A 15,386-nucleotide genomic window follows, 5' to 3' on the forward strand; every position below is an offset into this window, starting at 1 on the left:
GTGGCCGGGTTCTTCGACAGTTTCGTGGCGGACCGCGCCGCCGCGGGACAGCTGGTCGTCCAGCCGCGCATGGGCTTCGGCAGCCTGAAAGGCATGCGGGACGGGCTCGCCCGGGTCGCGCAGCTGGATTTCCCGGTGATCGGCACGCTTACGCTGGACAGCTACACCCGCGTCGGCGACTACCGGACGCCGCTGGAACGGCTCGCCGCGGGAGAGGAGCTGAACGGGTATCCGATCGTCTCCCACCCGGTCGAAGAAACCCGGAAGTTGTTGTCCGGCTTGTACAAACCCACGTTTCCGGTGCAGGTCCGGCACGGCACCGCGCTGCCGTTGCGGGTCTTCCAGCGGTCGGTCGAGGTCGGGCTGGACGCGACCGAGGGCGGCCCGGTGTCGTACTGCCTGCCCTACAGCAGGCTGCCGCTGCGCGACGCGGTCGCGGCGTGGGCCGAAAGCACCCGGTATCTGGCGGATGCCGCCGAATTCGGGCACATCGAGAGTTTCGGCGGCTGTATGCTCGGCCAGCTGTGCCCCCCGTCGCTGCTGGTGGCGATGGGGGTGCTGGAGGGGTTGTTCTTCCGGCAGCACGGCCTGCGGTACATGTCGTTCAGTTACGCGCAGGGCACCCTGGCCGAACAGGATCGCGGTGCGCTGCGCGCGCTGCGCACCCTCGCCGCCGAATACCTGGGCGATGTGACCTGGCATGTGGTGCTCTACACGTACATGGGCCTGTTCCCGCGCACACCCGACGGCGCGACTCGGCTGATCCGGGACAGCGCCCGGCTGGCCGCGGCGACCGGGTGCGAACGGATGATCGTCAAGACGGTGTCGGAGGCCTGGCAGATACCGTCCATCGCGGAAAATATCGCGGCGCTGCGAATGGCGTCGGAGGAGGCGGCCGGGCCGCTCGACCCGGCGTCGCCGAGCGAGGGGCAGTACTTCGCCGAGGTGCTCGGCGAAGCGCGGACCCTCATCGACACGGTGCTGAATCTGGACCCGGACGTAGGGAAGGCGCTGCTGGCCGCGTTCTCCGCCGGGCTGCTCGACGTGCCCTTCTGCCTGCACGCCGACAACCTCGGTGCGACCACCTCGGTCATCGACGAGCAGGGTGCGCTGCGCTGGGGGAAGCTGGGCCGACTTCCCCTGCCCGCCAGCGCCGGTCGCGACGATCTCGCCCGACTCGGCTCCGCAGCCCTCTACGGGATGCTCGACCACGTGGCCAACAGTTATGACAGCCACCCCGATGGGATGCTCGATGTCCGAAGGTAATCCGTCCGTTGTCGTCCTGGTGGACGCGTTCTCCACCGGCGCGCTGCTGGCCCGGCACGCGCGGCGCGCGCACCGGTTGATCCACGTCCGGTCCAGGGCGCACCTGCCCGCGACCTTCGCGGCGAGCCTGCCCGCCGAGTTGTTCGACGAGGATCTGTCCTACGCCGATCAGGCGGACGATGTGCTGCATCGGCTCGCCGAACTGTCACCGGTCGCGGTGATCGCGGCGAGCGAGTTCGGCGTCGAGGTGGCCGACGAGATCGCCGCGAAACTGGGGTTGCGCGGCAATGATCCGGCGCTGTCGTACGTGCGGCGGGACAAGTTCTACATGTTGGAGGCGGTGGCCGCCGCGGGATTGCGCACCGCGCGGCAGCGGCGCGGCCATGATGTCGCGGGACTGCTGGAGTGGCGCCGCGCCGCCGGTCTCGGGCGGACGGTGATCAAGCCGCTGGACAGCGCGGGATCCGAGGACGTGTTCATCAGCGACTCCGACGCGGAGATCCGCGCGGCGGTGGGAGCGATCCTCGGCAAGACGAATCTGATGCTGCGGACCAACGCGGACGTGCTGGCGCAGGAGTATCTGGCCGGCGACGAATACATCGTCAATTCGGTGAGCCGCGACGGTGTGCACTGGTTCACCGATGCGTGGATCAGTCACAAGGTGACCGTGCGGGACAACCGCCGCATCTACGACTGTGAGGACCTGCTGTCCGAGGCGGACCCGCGATTCGGTGAGATTCTCGACTACGTGTCGGGTGTGCTCGACGCGCTCGGCATCGCGAACGGCCCCGCGCACACCGAATTGATCTATACCGCAACGGGTCCGGTGCTGCTGGAGACCGGTGCGCGGCTGTCCGGGCTGGCGAATCCCGCCGCGCTCGATCGCGGCACGGGGGTGAACCAGGTCGACCTGACCATGGATTGTTACGCCGGGGCAGGGCGTGCGCTGGCGGCGCAGCCGCTGGTGTACGCGCGCCGGGAACACGCGCGCTGTGTGAATCTCATTGCGCACCGGCAGGTTCCGCTGCCCGCGCAGGCGTTGCGCGAGCAGCTCGAACGGCTACCCGCCATCGAGAGCGTGCGTTTCCGCATCGCCGATCAGATGATGACCAGGCCGACAGTCGATCTCAACTCCTCGCCCGGTGTGGTGTTCCTGGTGCATCGGGATCCCGCCGAGATCGAACGGTCGTATCGGAGCCTGCGCCGGATCGAGCACGAGTTGCTGTAGCCACCGCCCCGGGGGCAGGTGCCGCCAGAAAGGCAGAGAGCTTCGATGACGAATCCGCAACTGGGACAGATCCTGCTCGCCATCCTGGTGCTGCTGCTCGGGGCGAACCTGCTCGGCCAGCTGTTCCGGAAACTGCGCCAGCCCAAGGTGGTCGGCGAGATTCTCGCCGGAATTCTGCTCGGACCGACCGTTCTCGGGAAGCTGGCGCCCGGCTTCGCCGCCGGCCTGTTCGGCACCGGCAACCCGGAATCCAAGGCGGTGGTGTTCGGATTTCTCTACAACCTCGGCCTGCTCATGCTGATGTTCGTCTCCGGATGTGCGGCAAAGCACCTGCTGGGCAAGGACAATCGCAAGGCGACCGCGTGGATTCTCGGCATCGGCACGCCGCTGCCGTTCTTCATCGCGCTGTTCGCCGCGCCCTTGCTGCCGCTCGAGCTGTTCACTGGTTCCGCGGGCAGCGAGCAGGCCGTCGTGCTCGTCTTCGCCGCCGCGACCGCGGTCACCTCGATCCCGGTCATCACCAAGATCTTCTACGACCTCGGCATCCTGCACACCCGCTTCGCCAGCCTCCAATTGGGTTCGGCCGTACTGGAAGACATCGCCCTGTGGGGTGTGCTGTCCGTGGCGACCGCGATCGCGGCCGCCACCCTGAACAGCGACGGCGGCACCCTGACCGCCGCCATCGGCGGTCACATGGCGGTCAACGCGGCCTACGTGCTGCTCGCCCTCACCGTCATGCCCGCTGTGCTGCGCACGCTGTCGCGGGCGAGCTGGAATGTGGTGGCGCGCAACTCGCCCATCGCCTGGATGCTCACGGTGTTCCTGGGCTACGTGTCCCTGGCCGCCGCGCTCGACGTGACCCTCGCCTTCGCCGCCCTGCTGGCCGGCTTCGGCGTCATGGGTGGCATGCGCGGCACCGAGCAGGAACGTTTCCGCGACCCGATGCAATCGCTCAGCGACATCTCCGGCCACTTCTTCGTGCCCCTCTATTTCGCGATAGTCGGCTACCGCCTCGACCTTTCGAAGACCTTCGACCCGCTCATGCTGGCCGGCTTCCTACTCGGCACCTCCCTGGTCGTCTTCCTGTCCGTCGGCCTCGGCGCGAAGCTCGCCGGCATGAACCGCCTCGACATCATCAACCTCGCCGTCACCCAGAACGCCCGCGGCGGCCCCGGCATCGTCATGGCTTCCGTCGCCTTCGACGCCGGCATCATCAACGCCACCTTCTACACCACCCTCGTCCTCACCGCCGTCCTCACCTCCCAGGCCTGCGGCTTCTGGCTCGACTACGTCCTGCGCAAGAACTGGCCCCTTCTTTCCGGCGCCGACCTCCGCCGCCGCGGCCTCGACCCGGCCCCCGAGGAAACTCCCGCGCGCACAGCGTGATTGCGACACGGCGCTGCTCAGGTGAGTTCGAATTCGGTCAGTTCGCCGTAGCGTCGCGTCACCCACCGGCGGGTGCGGGTTCGGCCGCGCAGGCCACGTCTTGCCGCGGACGCTGTCCGGTGGCGAGGAAGGTCGTCACCGAGTCGTTCAAGCAGGTGTTGTGTTTGAACAGATAGGCGAGATGCCCGCCCTGATCGGCGGTCACCAGTCGAGCGCGGTCACCGAATGCTCGTTGCAGTTCGCGTGCTCCGGACAGCGGTGTCGCCGGGTCGCGCAGGTTCTGCACGATGAGGATGTTCGACGGGCCGTGGTCGTCGATCCGCACCGCGGGTTCCACCGGGTCCGGCCAGTCGGCGCACGGCCAGATATTGGCCGCCGCCGCACCGAACATGGGGTAGCGGACCCGGTCGGCCGCGACGTTGGCCTGGTAGGTCAGTTCCGATTTCGGCCACGCGGAGTCGTTGCAGATCACATGCAGCTGGCTGGACAGGTAGTTGTCCTGGTCCGGCTGCGCGGGCGGGGGGTCACCGGCCTGACCGGTGTCGGCCGCGCGCCAGACCTCGGCCAGTTGCGGCAGCGTCTTGTCGTAGTAGAGCATGCCGAAATTGGCCTGCCGGAACAGCGCACCATAGCCGCCGCCGGCCGGGTTCGGTATCGCGTCGAGCTTGGCCGTGAGCTCGTGGTACTTCGCGGTGACCTGCTCGAGCGTGCCGCCGAGGCCGTATTCGGGGTGGCCGGCGAGGAACGCCGCGAAATCGGGGAATCGCTCCTGGAAGCCCTCGGCCAGCCTGCGCGAGTGGGTGCTGTCGAAACCGCCGGGTCCGGCCGCGCTGTCCAGCACCACGCGGTCGGTGCGGTCGGGGAACAGCGACGCGTACACCGCGCCGAGGTACGTCCCGTAGGAGATGCCGTGATAGGACAGCTTCTCCTCGCCGAGCGCCGCCCGGATCCGGTCCATGTCGCGCGCGGTATTCGCCGTGTTGATGAACGGCAGCGTCGCTGCCGTCGCGGACGTAGCGCACTGGTGGGCAATGTTTTTCACCACCGCCGTGCGCTGTGCCACATCGATCGGGTCGCGGGCGTAGGGCGGGATGTTGCTCGTCTGCTGCGCCGGGGTCAGCGCGCAGGTGACCGGCGCGCTGTGGCCGACGCCGCGCGGGTCGAAGCCGATCACGTCGTAGCTGTCGAGCACGTTCCGCGGCAGGCCGAGCGTGGCGAGATCGGCCGGAAAGCTCAGCCCCGCCCCGCCCGGACCGCCCGTGTTGGTGAGCAGCACGCCCCGGCGTTGCGCGGGGTTGCCGCTGGGCAAACGCGAGACGACGATTTGGATCTGCGGACCGTCCGGGTTCCGATAGTCCAGCGGCACATCGAGAGTCGTACATTGCAGACCGGGTCCGGTCACGTCCGCGGGGCACGCACCCCAGTGCAGCGGGTCCGTCGCCGCCGCCACACCTGGAACCATCGACGCCGCGACGATCGCGACGATCGCGGATAACACAGTTCGGCGCATGCCGTTGTCTCCCAACAGAAATCGAGGCCCGATCAGAAGATCGCGACCGGGTTGACCGGAACTCCCGTCATGCCGTGGATGCGTGGTGGTGCGGCAACGAACAGGAAACTATAGCGACCGAGTTCCGCGCAGACCGCAGCGAGTTCGTCGGCGTCCACGCCGTCGATCAGCGGCATGCCGAGTCTCGGCAGTGCCACGCCGTGCATGGCCGGGGGGCCGCCCGGCTGCGGCGGGTAGGTATCCGAGAGGTCCCCGGCGTACAGCGCGACGCCGCGCTCGTGCATCCAGCGCAGTGCGTCGATGGTCATCCCGGGCATCGGGTTGCCGCGATACCGCGTTGCCACCCAATCGAATCGGGCGACCAGCGCGTCACCGGATTCGAGCCGCACGCCCTGGCGCCGCTCCGCGGCGTCGAGATCCGCGGCGGTGATCGCGCGGTCGGCGGGCACCGGACCGTCGATCGCCAGATCGAGCAGGACGCCGCGGGTCACGATCCCGGCGGCGAACGCCGCGGTCGACCCGTGCTGGACGCCGCTCATGGTGACGCTCTCGCTGAGCGGCCGCCCGGGATAGACCTGATCGTCGACGACGATGTGCGCCAGCGCATCCAGATGCGTCGACCCGATGTGGTGATTGGTGACGGTCATGATGTCCGCGTTCGCGAACACGGGGGTCCCCGTGTACTGCATGACCAGCTGAACCGGAGACGTCTCGGCCGAGTGCGGCCCCAGGGGGCCGCTGATCACCGGCGCGGGGTGGATCGGTACGGCCAGCGGCACCGAGCGTCCGGTGCGTGCCTCGCGCGCGCCTCGTTCCCGCGCCTCGTCCGTGATCAGATTCAACGTACCCCGTTCGTCGTCATCGCCCCAGCGCCCCCAATTGCTCAGCGGCGCAACGCTTCCGGCCTGTTCCGGGGCTGCGTCCGGGAATGTGGTGGTGTCGGCTGACACAGCGGTCTCCCTCGATAGCGATTGATCGGCGAGTTCCGGCGGTTGCTTTCCTCGAAGCGGACGAAGGCAGGCGCCAGAACGCAGATCAGTCAAGACCATGCCGTGGCGGCACAGTCAAGGCCGTCGTACGACGGAGAGTGGGAGACGCGCTGGCCGGCACGGGCGTTCACAGCCCGTACCGGCCTCCGTGTGTTCGACCGCACCGCTTATGCGCGCATTGCGTTGTACCGGTGCGGCTTACCAGATTACCGCCTGCCGCGGCGACGGAAGTTGAACGAGCGCGCCCCGGTGCCGACGCCGGCCAGATGCAGGGCCACGAGTAGCAGTCCGATGGTGGTGAGGGTGCCCGCGGTAATGGAGTCACCGAGGGTGGTCGTGGTCAGATCGAGCAGCAACGCGAGTGCGAACGCTACGGCGGCGGCAATGGCCAACATGTAGAACCTCCTGATAGTGACCAGGTTGTACCCCGCTGTTCCGGCCGCAACCGTATGACTTTTGTCATCGGCGATCCATGCACAACCCATCGGGTTTCGGTGACTGCGCTTACTACTGCCGCCGGTCGCGGTCCGCGATCGTTGAAGCCATGAACAGCACTCATTCGCCGGACCGCGCACAGCATTCGCGACCGGCCGACGATGTCATCACCGCCCGCGGCCTCCGCCGCACCTACGGTGCCGGCAAGACCGCGTTCGAGGCGGTGAAAGGCGTTGACCTCCAAGTCTTCGAGGGTGAGGTCTTCGCGCTGCTCGGCACCAACGGGGCGGGCAAGACCTCGACCCTGGACCTGCTGGAGGGGCTCGCCGCGCCGTCATCCGGTGTGGTCGAGGTGTTCGGCCTCGACCCGCGCCGGGACCGTGCGCAGGTGCGCGCGCAGGTCGGGATCATGTTGCAGGCCGGTGGCCTGCCCGCCGAGCTGACCGTCCGCGAGACCCTGGAGATGTGGCGCGGGACGTGCAGCGATCCGGCCACCGCCGACACCGTGCTCGCTCAGGTCGACCTGGTCGATCGCGCCGACGTCCGCGTCGGATCGCTCTCGGGTGGTGAGCAACGGCGCGTCGACCTGGCCTGCGCCCTGCTCGGCCGACCCCGCCTGCTGTTCCTGGACGAGCCGACCACCGGGCTGGATCCGGAGAGCCGCCGGGCGACCTGGCAGTTGCTGGCCGGCCTCAAGGACTCCGGCGTGACCATGGTGCTCACCACGCACTACCTGGACGAGGCCGAGGCGCTGGCCGACCGGATCGCGATCATGCACAAGGGCGCGGTCGCCCGGGCGGGCACGCTGCGCGAAATCGTCGACGGTCATCCGGCGCGGATCGTCTTCGATCATCCGGGACTGCCGTTGCCGCGGCTACGGGACGCACAGGTGGACGCGCGGGCGCGGGTCACGGTCAGCACCTACGACCTGCAGGGTCACCTGTTCGAACTGCTCGGCTGGGCCCGCGAGCACGGACTGCGCCTCGGCGGGCTCGCGGCGCACGCCGTCTCGCTGGAGGCCGTCTTCCTCGACATCGCCAACGAACCGGTCGCGCCGTCCGCGGCCACTCCCGAACTGATCGGAGCAGCCCGATGACCACCCTTGCCGCACCCGTTCCCGCGTTCCGCCGCCGCCCGCTCGCCGCGCTGGCGAGGGCCGAGTACTTGCAGTTCCGGCGGAACAAGACGCTGGTCTGGATGGCGACCCTGTTCCCGATCGGCATTCCGCTCGCCACGTATTTCATCGCGATCAAGGACGACGCGCCGACGACGACCACGGCGGCGATCGCGTTCGAGCTGTTCACCTTGCTCGCTTTGCTTTTCGTGCAGTACTACTCGGTGCTGTCGATGGTCACCACACGCCGCAGCGAAGGCGTGCTGAAGCGGCTGCGCACGGGTGAGGCCGCCGACTGGCAGATTCTCACCGCCCCGGCGGTCCCCGGCGTGGTGATGACGGCCTTCAGCACGGTCGTCGTCGCCGCGGTCATCTACGGCGCGGGCGCGCCGGCGCCGGTCAACCCGCCGGCCATCGCGCTCGCGCTACTGTTCGGGCTCGTCCTGTTCTCCCTGCTCGCGCTCGCGACCAGTGCGGTGACGAAGAACGCCGAGGCCGCCCAGATGACCTCGCTGCCCATCATGGTGGTCGCGATGGTCGGCCTCGGATCCATCCGCACGATCCTGCCCGACCGGCTGGCCACGCTGGCCGACTGGACGCCGTTCGCGGCCATCTCCGACCTGGTTTCCCTCGGCGCGTCCGGCAAGCCGTCCACCGCCGCCGCAACCGACGTGGCCCTCGATTTCGCGGGCACTTTCGCCGAACTCGGCCGGCCGTTTGCCACACTGGCGATATGGACCGTCCTGGCGCTCGCGCTGACCCGCAAGAGCTTCCGCTGGGACGATCGCGGTTGAGCCGCTTGACCTCCTGGTGGGACGCGTTGTCAGGGCCGGACAAGTTCCGGCTCTACACGCGCGTCACCATCCAGATCGCGGTGCTGTCCGCGATCGCGGGGATGTCGCTCAGTGCGCGCGGACCGTGGCTGACTATCGGGACCGTGGTCGCCGGCGTCGCGTCGGTGGTCGCGCTGGAGGTGCAACCGGACTTCGCCGGGCCGTCGGACGCGCGGTGGCGGCGGTGGGCGTTGCCGGCCTCGAGCCTGGCGCTGGTGGGGGTCTGGCTGGTCTTCGCTCTGGTCGCCAGGTTGGCCGGCAGTGATTCGGTGGTGGAGCAAGCGCGGGTCGGGAGTCTGTTCGCGGCGGTGCTCGGCATGCTCGCCGTCGTCTCGTTCCTGCGGCACAAATGGTGGATCGTGCTCGGCGTCAGCGTGGCCACCGGGTTGCTCATCGGTTCGGTGCCGCTGATGGTGCTGGTCTTGGCCGCCGTGACCTACGTCGCCGGATGTTTCGTCGTCGCAACGACATTGCTGACCGCGTGGGGTGTGCGGGTGGTCGACGAGCTGGACCGGGCGAAGGGGGTCGAGGCCGAATTGCAAGTGGCCGAAGAGCGTTTGCGCTTCGCCCGGGATCTGCACGACATCGTCGGCCGCGGCTTCTCCGCGATCGCGGTGAAAAGCGAACTCGCGGCGGTGCTTTCGCGATCCGGCCAGGACGATCGGGCGGCCGTGGAGATGGACGAGGTCAAGACGCTCGCGGTCGAGTCGATGGGGCAGATGCGAAAACTGGTGCGCGGCTACCGGGGCATCGATCTGATGGGGGAGGTGGGCGGCGCGCGCTCGCTGCTGTCGGCGGTGGGCTGCCGGCTCGACGTCGAAGGCGATGCCGCCAAGGTGCCGGCGCGGTTCCACGAGGTCGCCGCGTGGGTCGTGCGCGAGGGCACCACGAACATCGTCGAACACTCCTCGGCCACCTCGGCGGTGCTCACCCTCGGCGACGCGGGCATGTCGCTGCGCAATGACCGGCCGGACGGCACGCCGGGGGAGCGATCCGGCCTGCGCGGCCTCGGCGAGCGGCTCGCGGCGATCGGCGCGACCCTCGACGTGACCGCGTCACCCGAGCGGTTCATCCTCGAAATCCATTGGGAGAACAAATGATTCCGGTGTTTCTCGCCGACGATGAGACGCTCGTCCGGGTTGCCCTGGCGACCATGCTCGATCTGGAGGCCGACCTCGAGGTGATCGAGCACGTCGGCTCCGGCGAGGAACTGCTGGCCGCCTGGCGGCGGCGCGCCGAAAGCGGTGCGCCGGTAGCGGTGGCGGTCATCGACTTGCAGATGCCCGGCATCGACGGCATCGAGACGGCCATCGAACTACAGCGGCTCACCCCCGGTGCGGGCACCCTGATCGTTACCAGTCACGGCCGTCCCGGCTACCTCAAACGCGCTCTCGCCGCCGGCGTGCGCGGCTTCCTGCCGAAGACGACCTCCGCGGCGACCCTGGCCGAGGTGATCCGCACCGTGCACCGCGGCGGCCGATACGTCGACCCGGAACTGGCCGCGGAAGCCATCAGCGCCGGCGACACTGTGCTCACCGCCCGCGAGGCCGACGTGCTCGAGTACGCCATCGACGGCGCGTCCGTGGAAGACATCGCCCGCCGCGCCCACCTCTCCGCCGGCACCACCCGCAACTATCTTTCCTCCGCCATGGCCAAACTCGGCGTCGCCAACCGCTACGAGGCCGCCCTCAAGGCGCGGGAGAAGGGCTGGATCTAGGTCAAGCCGGAGAAGTCGCGCAGGGTGACGTGGTTGCGGTCGGTGCAGCTGCCGAGGGAGTGATCGGGGTGCAGGCCGAGGTATTGGCGGCGGGTGCGGGTGCTCCAGCTGCGGGCGGCGTCGGAACGGGTCTTGTAGAAGTTCGCCGTGTACCCGCCCTCGTAGATGCGCAGCAGCAGGTATCCGCCCGGATATTCCTTGACCGCCGCGACCTCGAGGAACTCCACCTCGATGCCGATGTTGGGGCGGCTGCGGCGATTTCGGTGCGTGTGGCCGCTGTGATGGAGAAAGACGCCGGGTGCGGTGCGGTAGAGGGCGTGCAGCGCGGCGGTGTTCGACGGGTCGAGGACGAAGCCGGGTCCGCCCGGATTGCTCACTGCGGCATACGATGTCGCCGGGTGGTGGCCGAATATCAACGTCGGCCGGTGCGGGTCGGCGGACAGGATTTCGCGTAGCCGATCCCGTTGCGGGGCAACGATAGTGCCGCCGGAGCCGGTCAGCCGGGTGGTGTCGAGTCCGATCAGGCGCAGGCCGCCGAGGTGGTTTTCGACCAGTCGCTGACGGCTGTGGAACACCGCGCCCCAGTGGTCGCGGGTTTCGCCATGCACCTGTTCGGGTTTGTCGTGATTGCCGCGGCAGACGAAGTAGTCCCGGCCCAGCACACCCCAGCGGTCCAATCGTGCACGTACGGCCAGTGATTGGTCGCGCGTGCCGCTGTCGGTGAGGTCGCCGGCGATGATGAGATGATCGGCGGCGCGGTCCGGACTGCGCACATCGTCGAGCAGGGCGTCCAGCATGAATTCCGGGTACTGCGCGGTGTCGTGGCGGACCCCCGTCGGCAGACCGCTGACCACGAGTCCGCTGGTGTGCTCGCCGTAATGCACGTCGTTGGCAAGTGCGATGGTGCGCAGCAGCCGGCCCGGCGGGGGTGTCGCGGTGGTGAACGTGCCGGTGGATTCCGGTGTTCCGGATCGACGGGTCACCAGGGTGCGGGCGGGAACGGCGCGGCGGCCGTTCGAGTACGCCTCGAACCGGTAGGCGCGGCCCGGCTCCAGTCCGGTGATTTCCGCGTAATGATATGCGGTGCACCGGGAATCGAGGTGGTAGGTCCGGGCGGGCGCCAGGCTGTCGGCCGGTGCGAGGCGAACTTCGGTGTCGGCGGGGGCCGGGCGCCGGCGTCCCGAGCGATCGCGGACCCGGGTCGTCCAGGTCAGGATCGCGGACCGGTCGGTCACGGTGACCAGTTCGAGGTCGGATGCATCCATCGAATCGCGTTGGGTCCGAGCCGAATCGGCACGGATCAGGGTGATACCCGGCTGCGGGTAGAGCGGTGTCCGCACCGTCACTGCGGCCGCGCCCACCGCGATGTTGGCCAGCCAGGCCGTTCTGAGTCGTGGATCGAGCATGGGGATCTCCGTCCGCCGCTACCCGTCGAACGTTACGGTCGGCAGTTGAACGGGTCGTGTGCCGGCACCGTCGCCGAAATGGCCTTAGTGCGACGAAGGCGGGTGACGCAGGACCAGCGGCAGGTAGACCTCGTCCACGATGCCGAGGATCACCTCCTCCTCGACCGGATCGCCGAACAGCAGGAAGTGGTTGCGCAACAGGTCCGGTGCGACGGTGGCCCGGCGGGAGCCGAGGATGGCGCGATCCACCTCGCCGCGTTCGACGGCCCGCTCCAGGATCGTGTGGATCGTCGCGGGACCGGCCTTGTGCACGTGTTCGCGGATGAGACGGCCGAGTTCGGGATCGCGGGTGAGCTCGGCGAGCAGGCCGCGCATGATGCCGCCGAACGGCGTGGCCATCTTCGTGGCCATCTGGCGCAGCAGGGCGATGACGTCGGTGCGGAGTTCGCCGGTGTCGGGGAGTTCGACATCGGTGATGCCGCCCAATTTGCATGCGTCCACGACCAATTCGGCGCGGCCGGCCCAGCGGCGATACAGCACGGTTTTGCTGGTGCGCGCCCGGGCCGCAACCCCGTCCATGGTGAGCGCGGGATAACCCACCTCGGCGAGCTCGTCTAGTGTCGCGGTGAGGATGGCGTGCTCCAATTCCTCACCGCGCCTGCGCGTGCCCTTGCGGTAGCCGGCCGCCTCGTCGACGGATTGCTGGAGTTTCACTGGCGGGCCTGGCTCCTGAAAAACGTTGCGTTGCTTGGGAAGACACTCTAATCTAAAAATAGAGTACTAAGAGTATCTTACGATCTCGAGGGGACCGATGACCGACACAGTTGTGACACCCCGAACCGACAACGCTCCAGCCTTTCCGAGCGACCGCACCTGCCCTTACCGACTGCCCGAGCAGTACACGCAGCTGCGCGACGAAGCGGCCTCGCTGCGAAAGGTGACGCTCTTCGACGGAACCCAGGCCTGGGTGGTCACCAAACACGAGACCGCCCGCGCCCTGCTCGCCGATCCGCGCTTGTCGTCGGATCGCGCGCACGCGAATTTTCCCGCTCTTTCGCCGCGCTTCCGCGTTTTCAAGGAAACCAAACCCGCGTTCATCAGCCTCGATCCGCCGGAGCACAGTACGCAACGGCGCATGCTGATCAGCGAGTTCACCCTGAAACGGGTCAAGGCCATGCGCGCCGACATCGAGCAGATCGTGCACGGCTTCATCGACGACATGCTCGCCGCGGGCCCACCCGCCGACCTGGTGAGCCAGTTCGCGCTGCCCGTGCCGTCCATGGTGATCTGCCGGCTGCTCGGCGTGCCGTACGAAGACCACGAGCAATTCCAGGACGCCAGCCGCCGCCTGGTGCAGTCGACCAGCGGCGAAGCCGCGATCGCCGCGCGTAACGATCTCGCCGTGTACCTGGACGGGCTGATCACCCGGTCGCAAGCCGAGCCGGGTCCCGGCCTGCTGTCCCATTTGGTCGCGGATCAGTTGGCGCACGGCGAGATCGACCGCGAGGACCTCGTGGCCTCCTCGATCCTGCTGCTCGTGGCGGGCCACGAGACCACCGCGTCGATGACCTCGCTGTCGGTGATAACCCTGCTCGAACATCCGGACCAGCATGCCGCCCTGCGCGCCGATCCGGCCCTCATCTCGAGTGCGGTGGAAGAACTTCTGCGCTACCTCGCCATCGCCGACATCGCGGGCGGCCGTTTCGCCAAGGCCGACATCGAGATCGACGGTCAGGTGATCAAGGCGGGCGAGGGCGTGCTCGTCTCCAATTCCATTGCCAACCGCGACGGTTCGGTCTTCGCCGAGCCCGACACCTTCGACGTGCACCGCTCCGCGCGCCACCACATCGCCTTCGGCTACGGCGTGCACCAATGTCTGGGCCAGAACCTGGCCCGCCTGGAACTGGAGATCATCCTCAGCGCGCTCTTCGAGCGCATTCCGACCCTGCGCCTGGCCGTCCCCTCCGACCGGCTCACCTTGCGTCCCGGCTCCACGATCCAAGGCGTGAACGAACTCCCGGTCACCTGGTAATCGACCACGAAAGAAGCCCGCTGATGCGAGTATCCGCCGACCGCACCGTCTGCATAGGCGCCGGCCTCTGCGCCCTCACCGCCCCCACCGTCTTCGACCAAGACGACAACGACGGCCTCGTCAAAATCCTCACCCCCACCCCCGACCCCACCACCGCCCCCGAAGTCCGCGAAGCCGCCGACATCTGCCCCTCCGGCGCCGTCACCTTCACCGAATAGCGACCTGCCGGGCCGCCCGGTCAGACCAAGGCGCGCAGCCGATGACGGCGCGGCCCGGCTATCTCCGCCCGCTGCTGCCGGTAGTTGTGACGGGCTCCATCCGTTTTGCGGTTCGAGCGGTCAGGTGTCCCAAGGTATTGGGGAAATCTGGTTCGGGCTGGTGGGGGAGGGTTAGCGTCTGCGCACATCAGGGACTGCACGGAGTGGCGGAGGTGCCGCGTGGACGATCGCATGGTGCGTGGCGCGGCAGTGACGGTTGTGCGGTGTTCGGTCGCGGTGCTGGTCGGCATCTTGTCGACCGGGGTCGCGCGGGCGGAACCGGTGACACCGGAGCCTATTTCGGCTCCGGACGGCTCACATGTGGTGCGTTTCGCCGAAGGGCGGGCGGGGATCGATCTGACTGTCTACTCGGCGTTGATGGGGCGGTCGGTTGTTCTGAAAGTGCTTCGGGCGCCGGATGATTCGATGCCTGCGCCGACCCTGTATCTGCTCAACGGGTCGGATGGTGGCGCGGACAAGAATTGGGCCGATGCTACCGATGTCGCGGAGTTCTTCGCGGACAAGCAGGTCAACGTCGTTATTCCGTTCGGGGGCGGGGGCAGTTACTTCGCCGATTGGCGCGCCGACGACCCGGCGCTCGGCACTCAGCGGTGGGCCACCTTCCTCACCCGCGAGCTGCCACCCATCATCGACGCCACGTTGAAAACCACGGGCGCCAATGCCATCGCGGGAATTTCGATGTCGGGGACCGCGGTCTTCCAGCTGGCCTTGACCGCGCCCGGTGTGTACCGCGCGATCGGTTCGTACAGCGGCTGTGTGCGAACCAGTGATCCGCGCGGTCAGGCCGTGGTCAACGCCGTTGTCACCAGCCAGCAAGGCAATACGGTCAATATGTGGGGTCCGCCGGGGGATCCGGCGTGGGCCGCCAACGATCCGTACCTGCATGCCGAGAAGTTGCGCGGCACAGCGATATACGTGGCCAGCGGCAATGGCAGACCGGGACCTCTCGATACCGTCGACGGCGTCCGCGGCGATCTGGTGCAGCTGGCCTATCAGTACATGTTCGGCGCCCCGCTGGAGGCGATCGCGAACGTGTGCACACAGCAACTCCGGGATCGATTGCGAGAGCTCGATATTCCCGCGACGGTCGACCTCCGATCGACCGGCACGCATTCCTGGGGGTACTGGCAGCAGGACCTGCACAACTCGTGGCCGATCTTCAGCGCGGCACTGAATCGGTGAATGTGCCCGC

At 68.1% G+C, this 15,386-nt stretch carries 15 protein-coding genes; 10 read left to right on the forward strand and 5 right to left on the reverse strand.

All coding sequences use genetic code 11. The annotated features are described in order from the left end of the window. Genes ACFYO1_RS13685 through ACFYO1_RS13695 form a run of 3 tightly spaced genes read left to right on the forward strand, consistent with a single transcriptional unit; the run spans window position 1 to window position 3,880 of the window. Window positions 1-1,266, forward strand: a complete 1,266-nt coding sequence (locus tag ACFYO1_RS13685; protein WP_387230348.1) for a methylaspartate mutase — start codon at window positions 1-3, stop codon at window positions 1,264-1,266. Then, window positions 1,253-2,494 carry an ATP-grasp domain-containing protein gene (locus tag ACFYO1_RS13690; RefSeq protein ID WP_387230350.1) on the forward strand — a complete coding sequence of 414 codons (1,242 nt, stop codon included), beginning with the start codon at window positions 1,253-1,255 and terminating at the stop codon, window positions 2,492-2,494. The genes ACFYO1_RS13685 and ACFYO1_RS13690 overlap by 14 nt, the downstream gene beginning before the upstream one ends. A gap of 45 nt (window positions 2,495-2,539) precedes the next feature. After that, window positions 2,540-3,880, forward strand: coding sequence for a cation:proton antiporter (locus ACFYO1_RS13695; protein ID WP_387230351.1), 1,341 nt, complete (start codon window positions 2,540-2,542; stop codon window positions 3,878-3,880). Between the two features lie 58 nt (window positions 3,881-3,938). Here ACFYO1_RS13695 and ACFYO1_RS13700 read toward each other — a convergent pair whose 3' ends face one another. The 3 genes from ACFYO1_RS13700 to ACFYO1_RS13710 form a co-directional block, all read right to left on the reverse strand. Continuing rightward, a complete protein-coding gene (locus ACFYO1_RS13700; RefSeq protein WP_387230353.1) occupies window positions 3,939-5,390 on the reverse strand; it encodes an alpha/beta hydrolase in 1,452 nt (483 codons plus the stop codon). Between the two features lie 32 nt (window positions 5,391-5,422). After that, the gene (locus tag ACFYO1_RS13705; RefSeq protein ID WP_387230355.1) at window positions 5,423-6,340 is read right to left on the reverse strand and encodes a cyclase family protein; all 918 of its coding nucleotides are present in this window, start codon (window positions 6,338-6,340) and stop codon (window positions 5,423-5,425) included. Between the two features lie 245 nt (window positions 6,341-6,585). After that, on the reverse strand, window positions 6,586-6,774 hold the full coding sequence (locus ACFYO1_RS13710) for a hypothetical protein (protein WP_387230357.1): 189 nt from the start codon (window positions 6,772-6,774) through the stop codon (window positions 6,586-6,588). Between the two features lie 149 nt (window positions 6,775-6,923). Here ACFYO1_RS13710 and ACFYO1_RS13715 point away from each other — a divergent pair, with 149 nt between their 5' ends. The 4 genes from ACFYO1_RS13715 to ACFYO1_RS13730 are packed head-to-tail and all read left to right on the forward strand — an operon-like array spanning window position 6,924 to window position 10,478. Further along, on the forward strand, window positions 6,924-7,910 hold the full coding sequence (locus ACFYO1_RS13715; protein ID WP_387230359.1) for an ABC transporter ATP-binding protein: 987 nt from the start codon (window positions 6,924-6,926) through the stop codon (window positions 7,908-7,910). Next, complete coding sequence (locus tag ACFYO1_RS13720) at window positions 7,907-8,722, forward strand: ABC transporter permease (protein WP_387230362.1); 816 nt, start codon at window positions 7,907-7,909, stop codon at window positions 8,720-8,722. The genes ACFYO1_RS13715 and ACFYO1_RS13720 overlap by 4 nt, the downstream gene beginning before the upstream one ends. Next, the gene (locus ACFYO1_RS13725; RefSeq protein WP_387230363.1) at window positions 8,719-9,861 is read left to right on the forward strand and encodes a sensor histidine kinase; all 1,143 of its coding nucleotides are present in this window, start codon (window positions 8,719-8,721) and stop codon (window positions 9,859-9,861) included. The genes ACFYO1_RS13720 and ACFYO1_RS13725 overlap by 4 nt, the downstream gene beginning before the upstream one ends. Continuing rightward, on the forward strand, window positions 9,858-10,478 hold the full coding sequence (locus tag ACFYO1_RS13730) for a DNA-binding response regulator (protein WP_387230365.1): 621 nt from the start codon (window positions 9,858-9,860) through the stop codon (window positions 10,476-10,478). The genes ACFYO1_RS13725 and ACFYO1_RS13730 overlap by 4 nt, the downstream gene beginning before the upstream one ends. On the opposite strand, the gene ACFYO1_RS13735 is transcribed toward ACFYO1_RS13730, so the two are convergent. Together ACFYO1_RS13735 and ACFYO1_RS13740 are read right to left on the reverse strand one after the other, a co-directional pair. After that, window positions 10,475-11,884: a metallophosphoesterase gene (locus ACFYO1_RS13735; RefSeq protein ID WP_387230366.1), complete on the reverse strand. Its 1,410-nt coding sequence runs from the start codon at window positions 11,882-11,884 to the stop codon at window positions 10,475-10,477. The genes ACFYO1_RS13730 and ACFYO1_RS13735 overlap by 4 nt on opposite strands. 84 nt (window positions 11,885-11,968) lie before the next feature. Then, window positions 11,969-12,598 carry a TetR-like C-terminal domain-containing protein gene (locus ACFYO1_RS13740; RefSeq protein WP_387230368.1) on the reverse strand — a complete coding sequence of 210 codons (630 nt, stop codon included), beginning with the start codon at window positions 12,596-12,598 and terminating at the stop codon, window positions 11,969-11,971. A gap of 97 nt (window positions 12,599-12,695) precedes the next feature. On the opposite strand from ACFYO1_RS13740, the gene ACFYO1_RS13745 reads away from it, so the two are divergent. The 3 genes from ACFYO1_RS13745 to ACFYO1_RS13755 all read left to right on the forward strand — a co-directional run bounded on the left by ACFYO1_RS13745 (window position 12,696) and on the right by ACFYO1_RS13755 (window position 15,376). Next, window positions 12,696-13,916 (forward strand): cytochrome P450, encoded by a 1,221-nt coding sequence (locus ACFYO1_RS13745; protein WP_387230370.1) that lies wholly within the window; start codon window positions 12,696-12,698, stop codon window positions 13,914-13,916. A gap of 23 nt (window positions 13,917-13,939) precedes the next feature. Next, window positions 13,940-14,134, forward strand: a complete 195-nt coding sequence (locus tag ACFYO1_RS13750; RefSeq protein ID WP_387230372.1) for a ferredoxin — start codon at window positions 13,940-13,942, stop codon at window positions 14,132-14,134. Between the two features lie 219 nt (window positions 14,135-14,353). Then, entirely contained in the window at window positions 14,354-15,376 is a 1,023-nt protein-coding gene (locus ACFYO1_RS13755) for an alpha/beta hydrolase (RefSeq protein ID WP_387230374.1), read from the forward strand. The last annotated feature ends 10 nt before the right edge of the window (window positions 15,377-15,386 follow it).

The organism is Nocardia sp. NPDC006044, assembly GCF_042871115.1.
Lineage (GTDB): Bacteria > Actinomycetota > Actinomycetes > Mycobacteriales > Mycobacteriaceae > Nocardia.

Coding starts and splice junctions, on each gene's coding strand:
- ACFYO1_RS13700 (WP_387230353.1), bottom strand. CDS start 5,390: ATGCGCCGAACTGTGTTATCCGCGATCGTCGCGATCGTCGCGGCGTCG.
- ACFYO1_RS13695 (WP_387230351.1), top strand. CDS start 2,540: ATGACGAATCCGCAACTGGGACAGATCCTGCTCGCCATCCTGGTGCTG.
- ACFYO1_RS13715 (WP_387230359.1), top strand. CDS start 6,924: ATGAACAGCACTCATTCGCCGGACCGCGCACAGCATTCGCGACCGGCC.
- ACFYO1_RS13735 (WP_387230366.1), bottom strand. CDS start 11,884: ATGCTCGATCCACGACTCAGAACGGCCTGGCTGGCCAACATCGCGGTG.
- ACFYO1_RS13745 (WP_387230370.1), top strand. CDS start 12,696: ATGACCGACACAGTTGTGACACCCCGAACCGACAACGCTCCAGCCTTT.
- ACFYO1_RS13750 (WP_387230372.1), top strand. CDS start 13,940: ATGCGAGTATCCGCCGACCGCACCGTCTGCATAGGCGCCGGCCTCTGC.
- ACFYO1_RS13730 (WP_387230365.1), top strand. CDS start 9,858: ATGATTCCGGTGTTTCTCGCCGACGATGAGACGCTCGTCCGGGTTGCC.
- ACFYO1_RS13710 (WP_387230357.1), bottom strand. CDS start 6,774: ATGTTGGCCATTGCCGCCGCCGTAGCGTTCGCACTCGCGTTGCTGCTC.
- ACFYO1_RS13720 (WP_387230362.1), top strand. CDS start 7,907: ATGACCACCCTTGCCGCACCCGTTCCCGCGTTCCGCCGCCGCCCGCTC.
- ACFYO1_RS13690 (WP_387230350.1), top strand. CDS start 1,253: ATGTCCGAAGGTAATCCGTCCGTTGTCGTCCTGGTGGACGCGTTCTCC.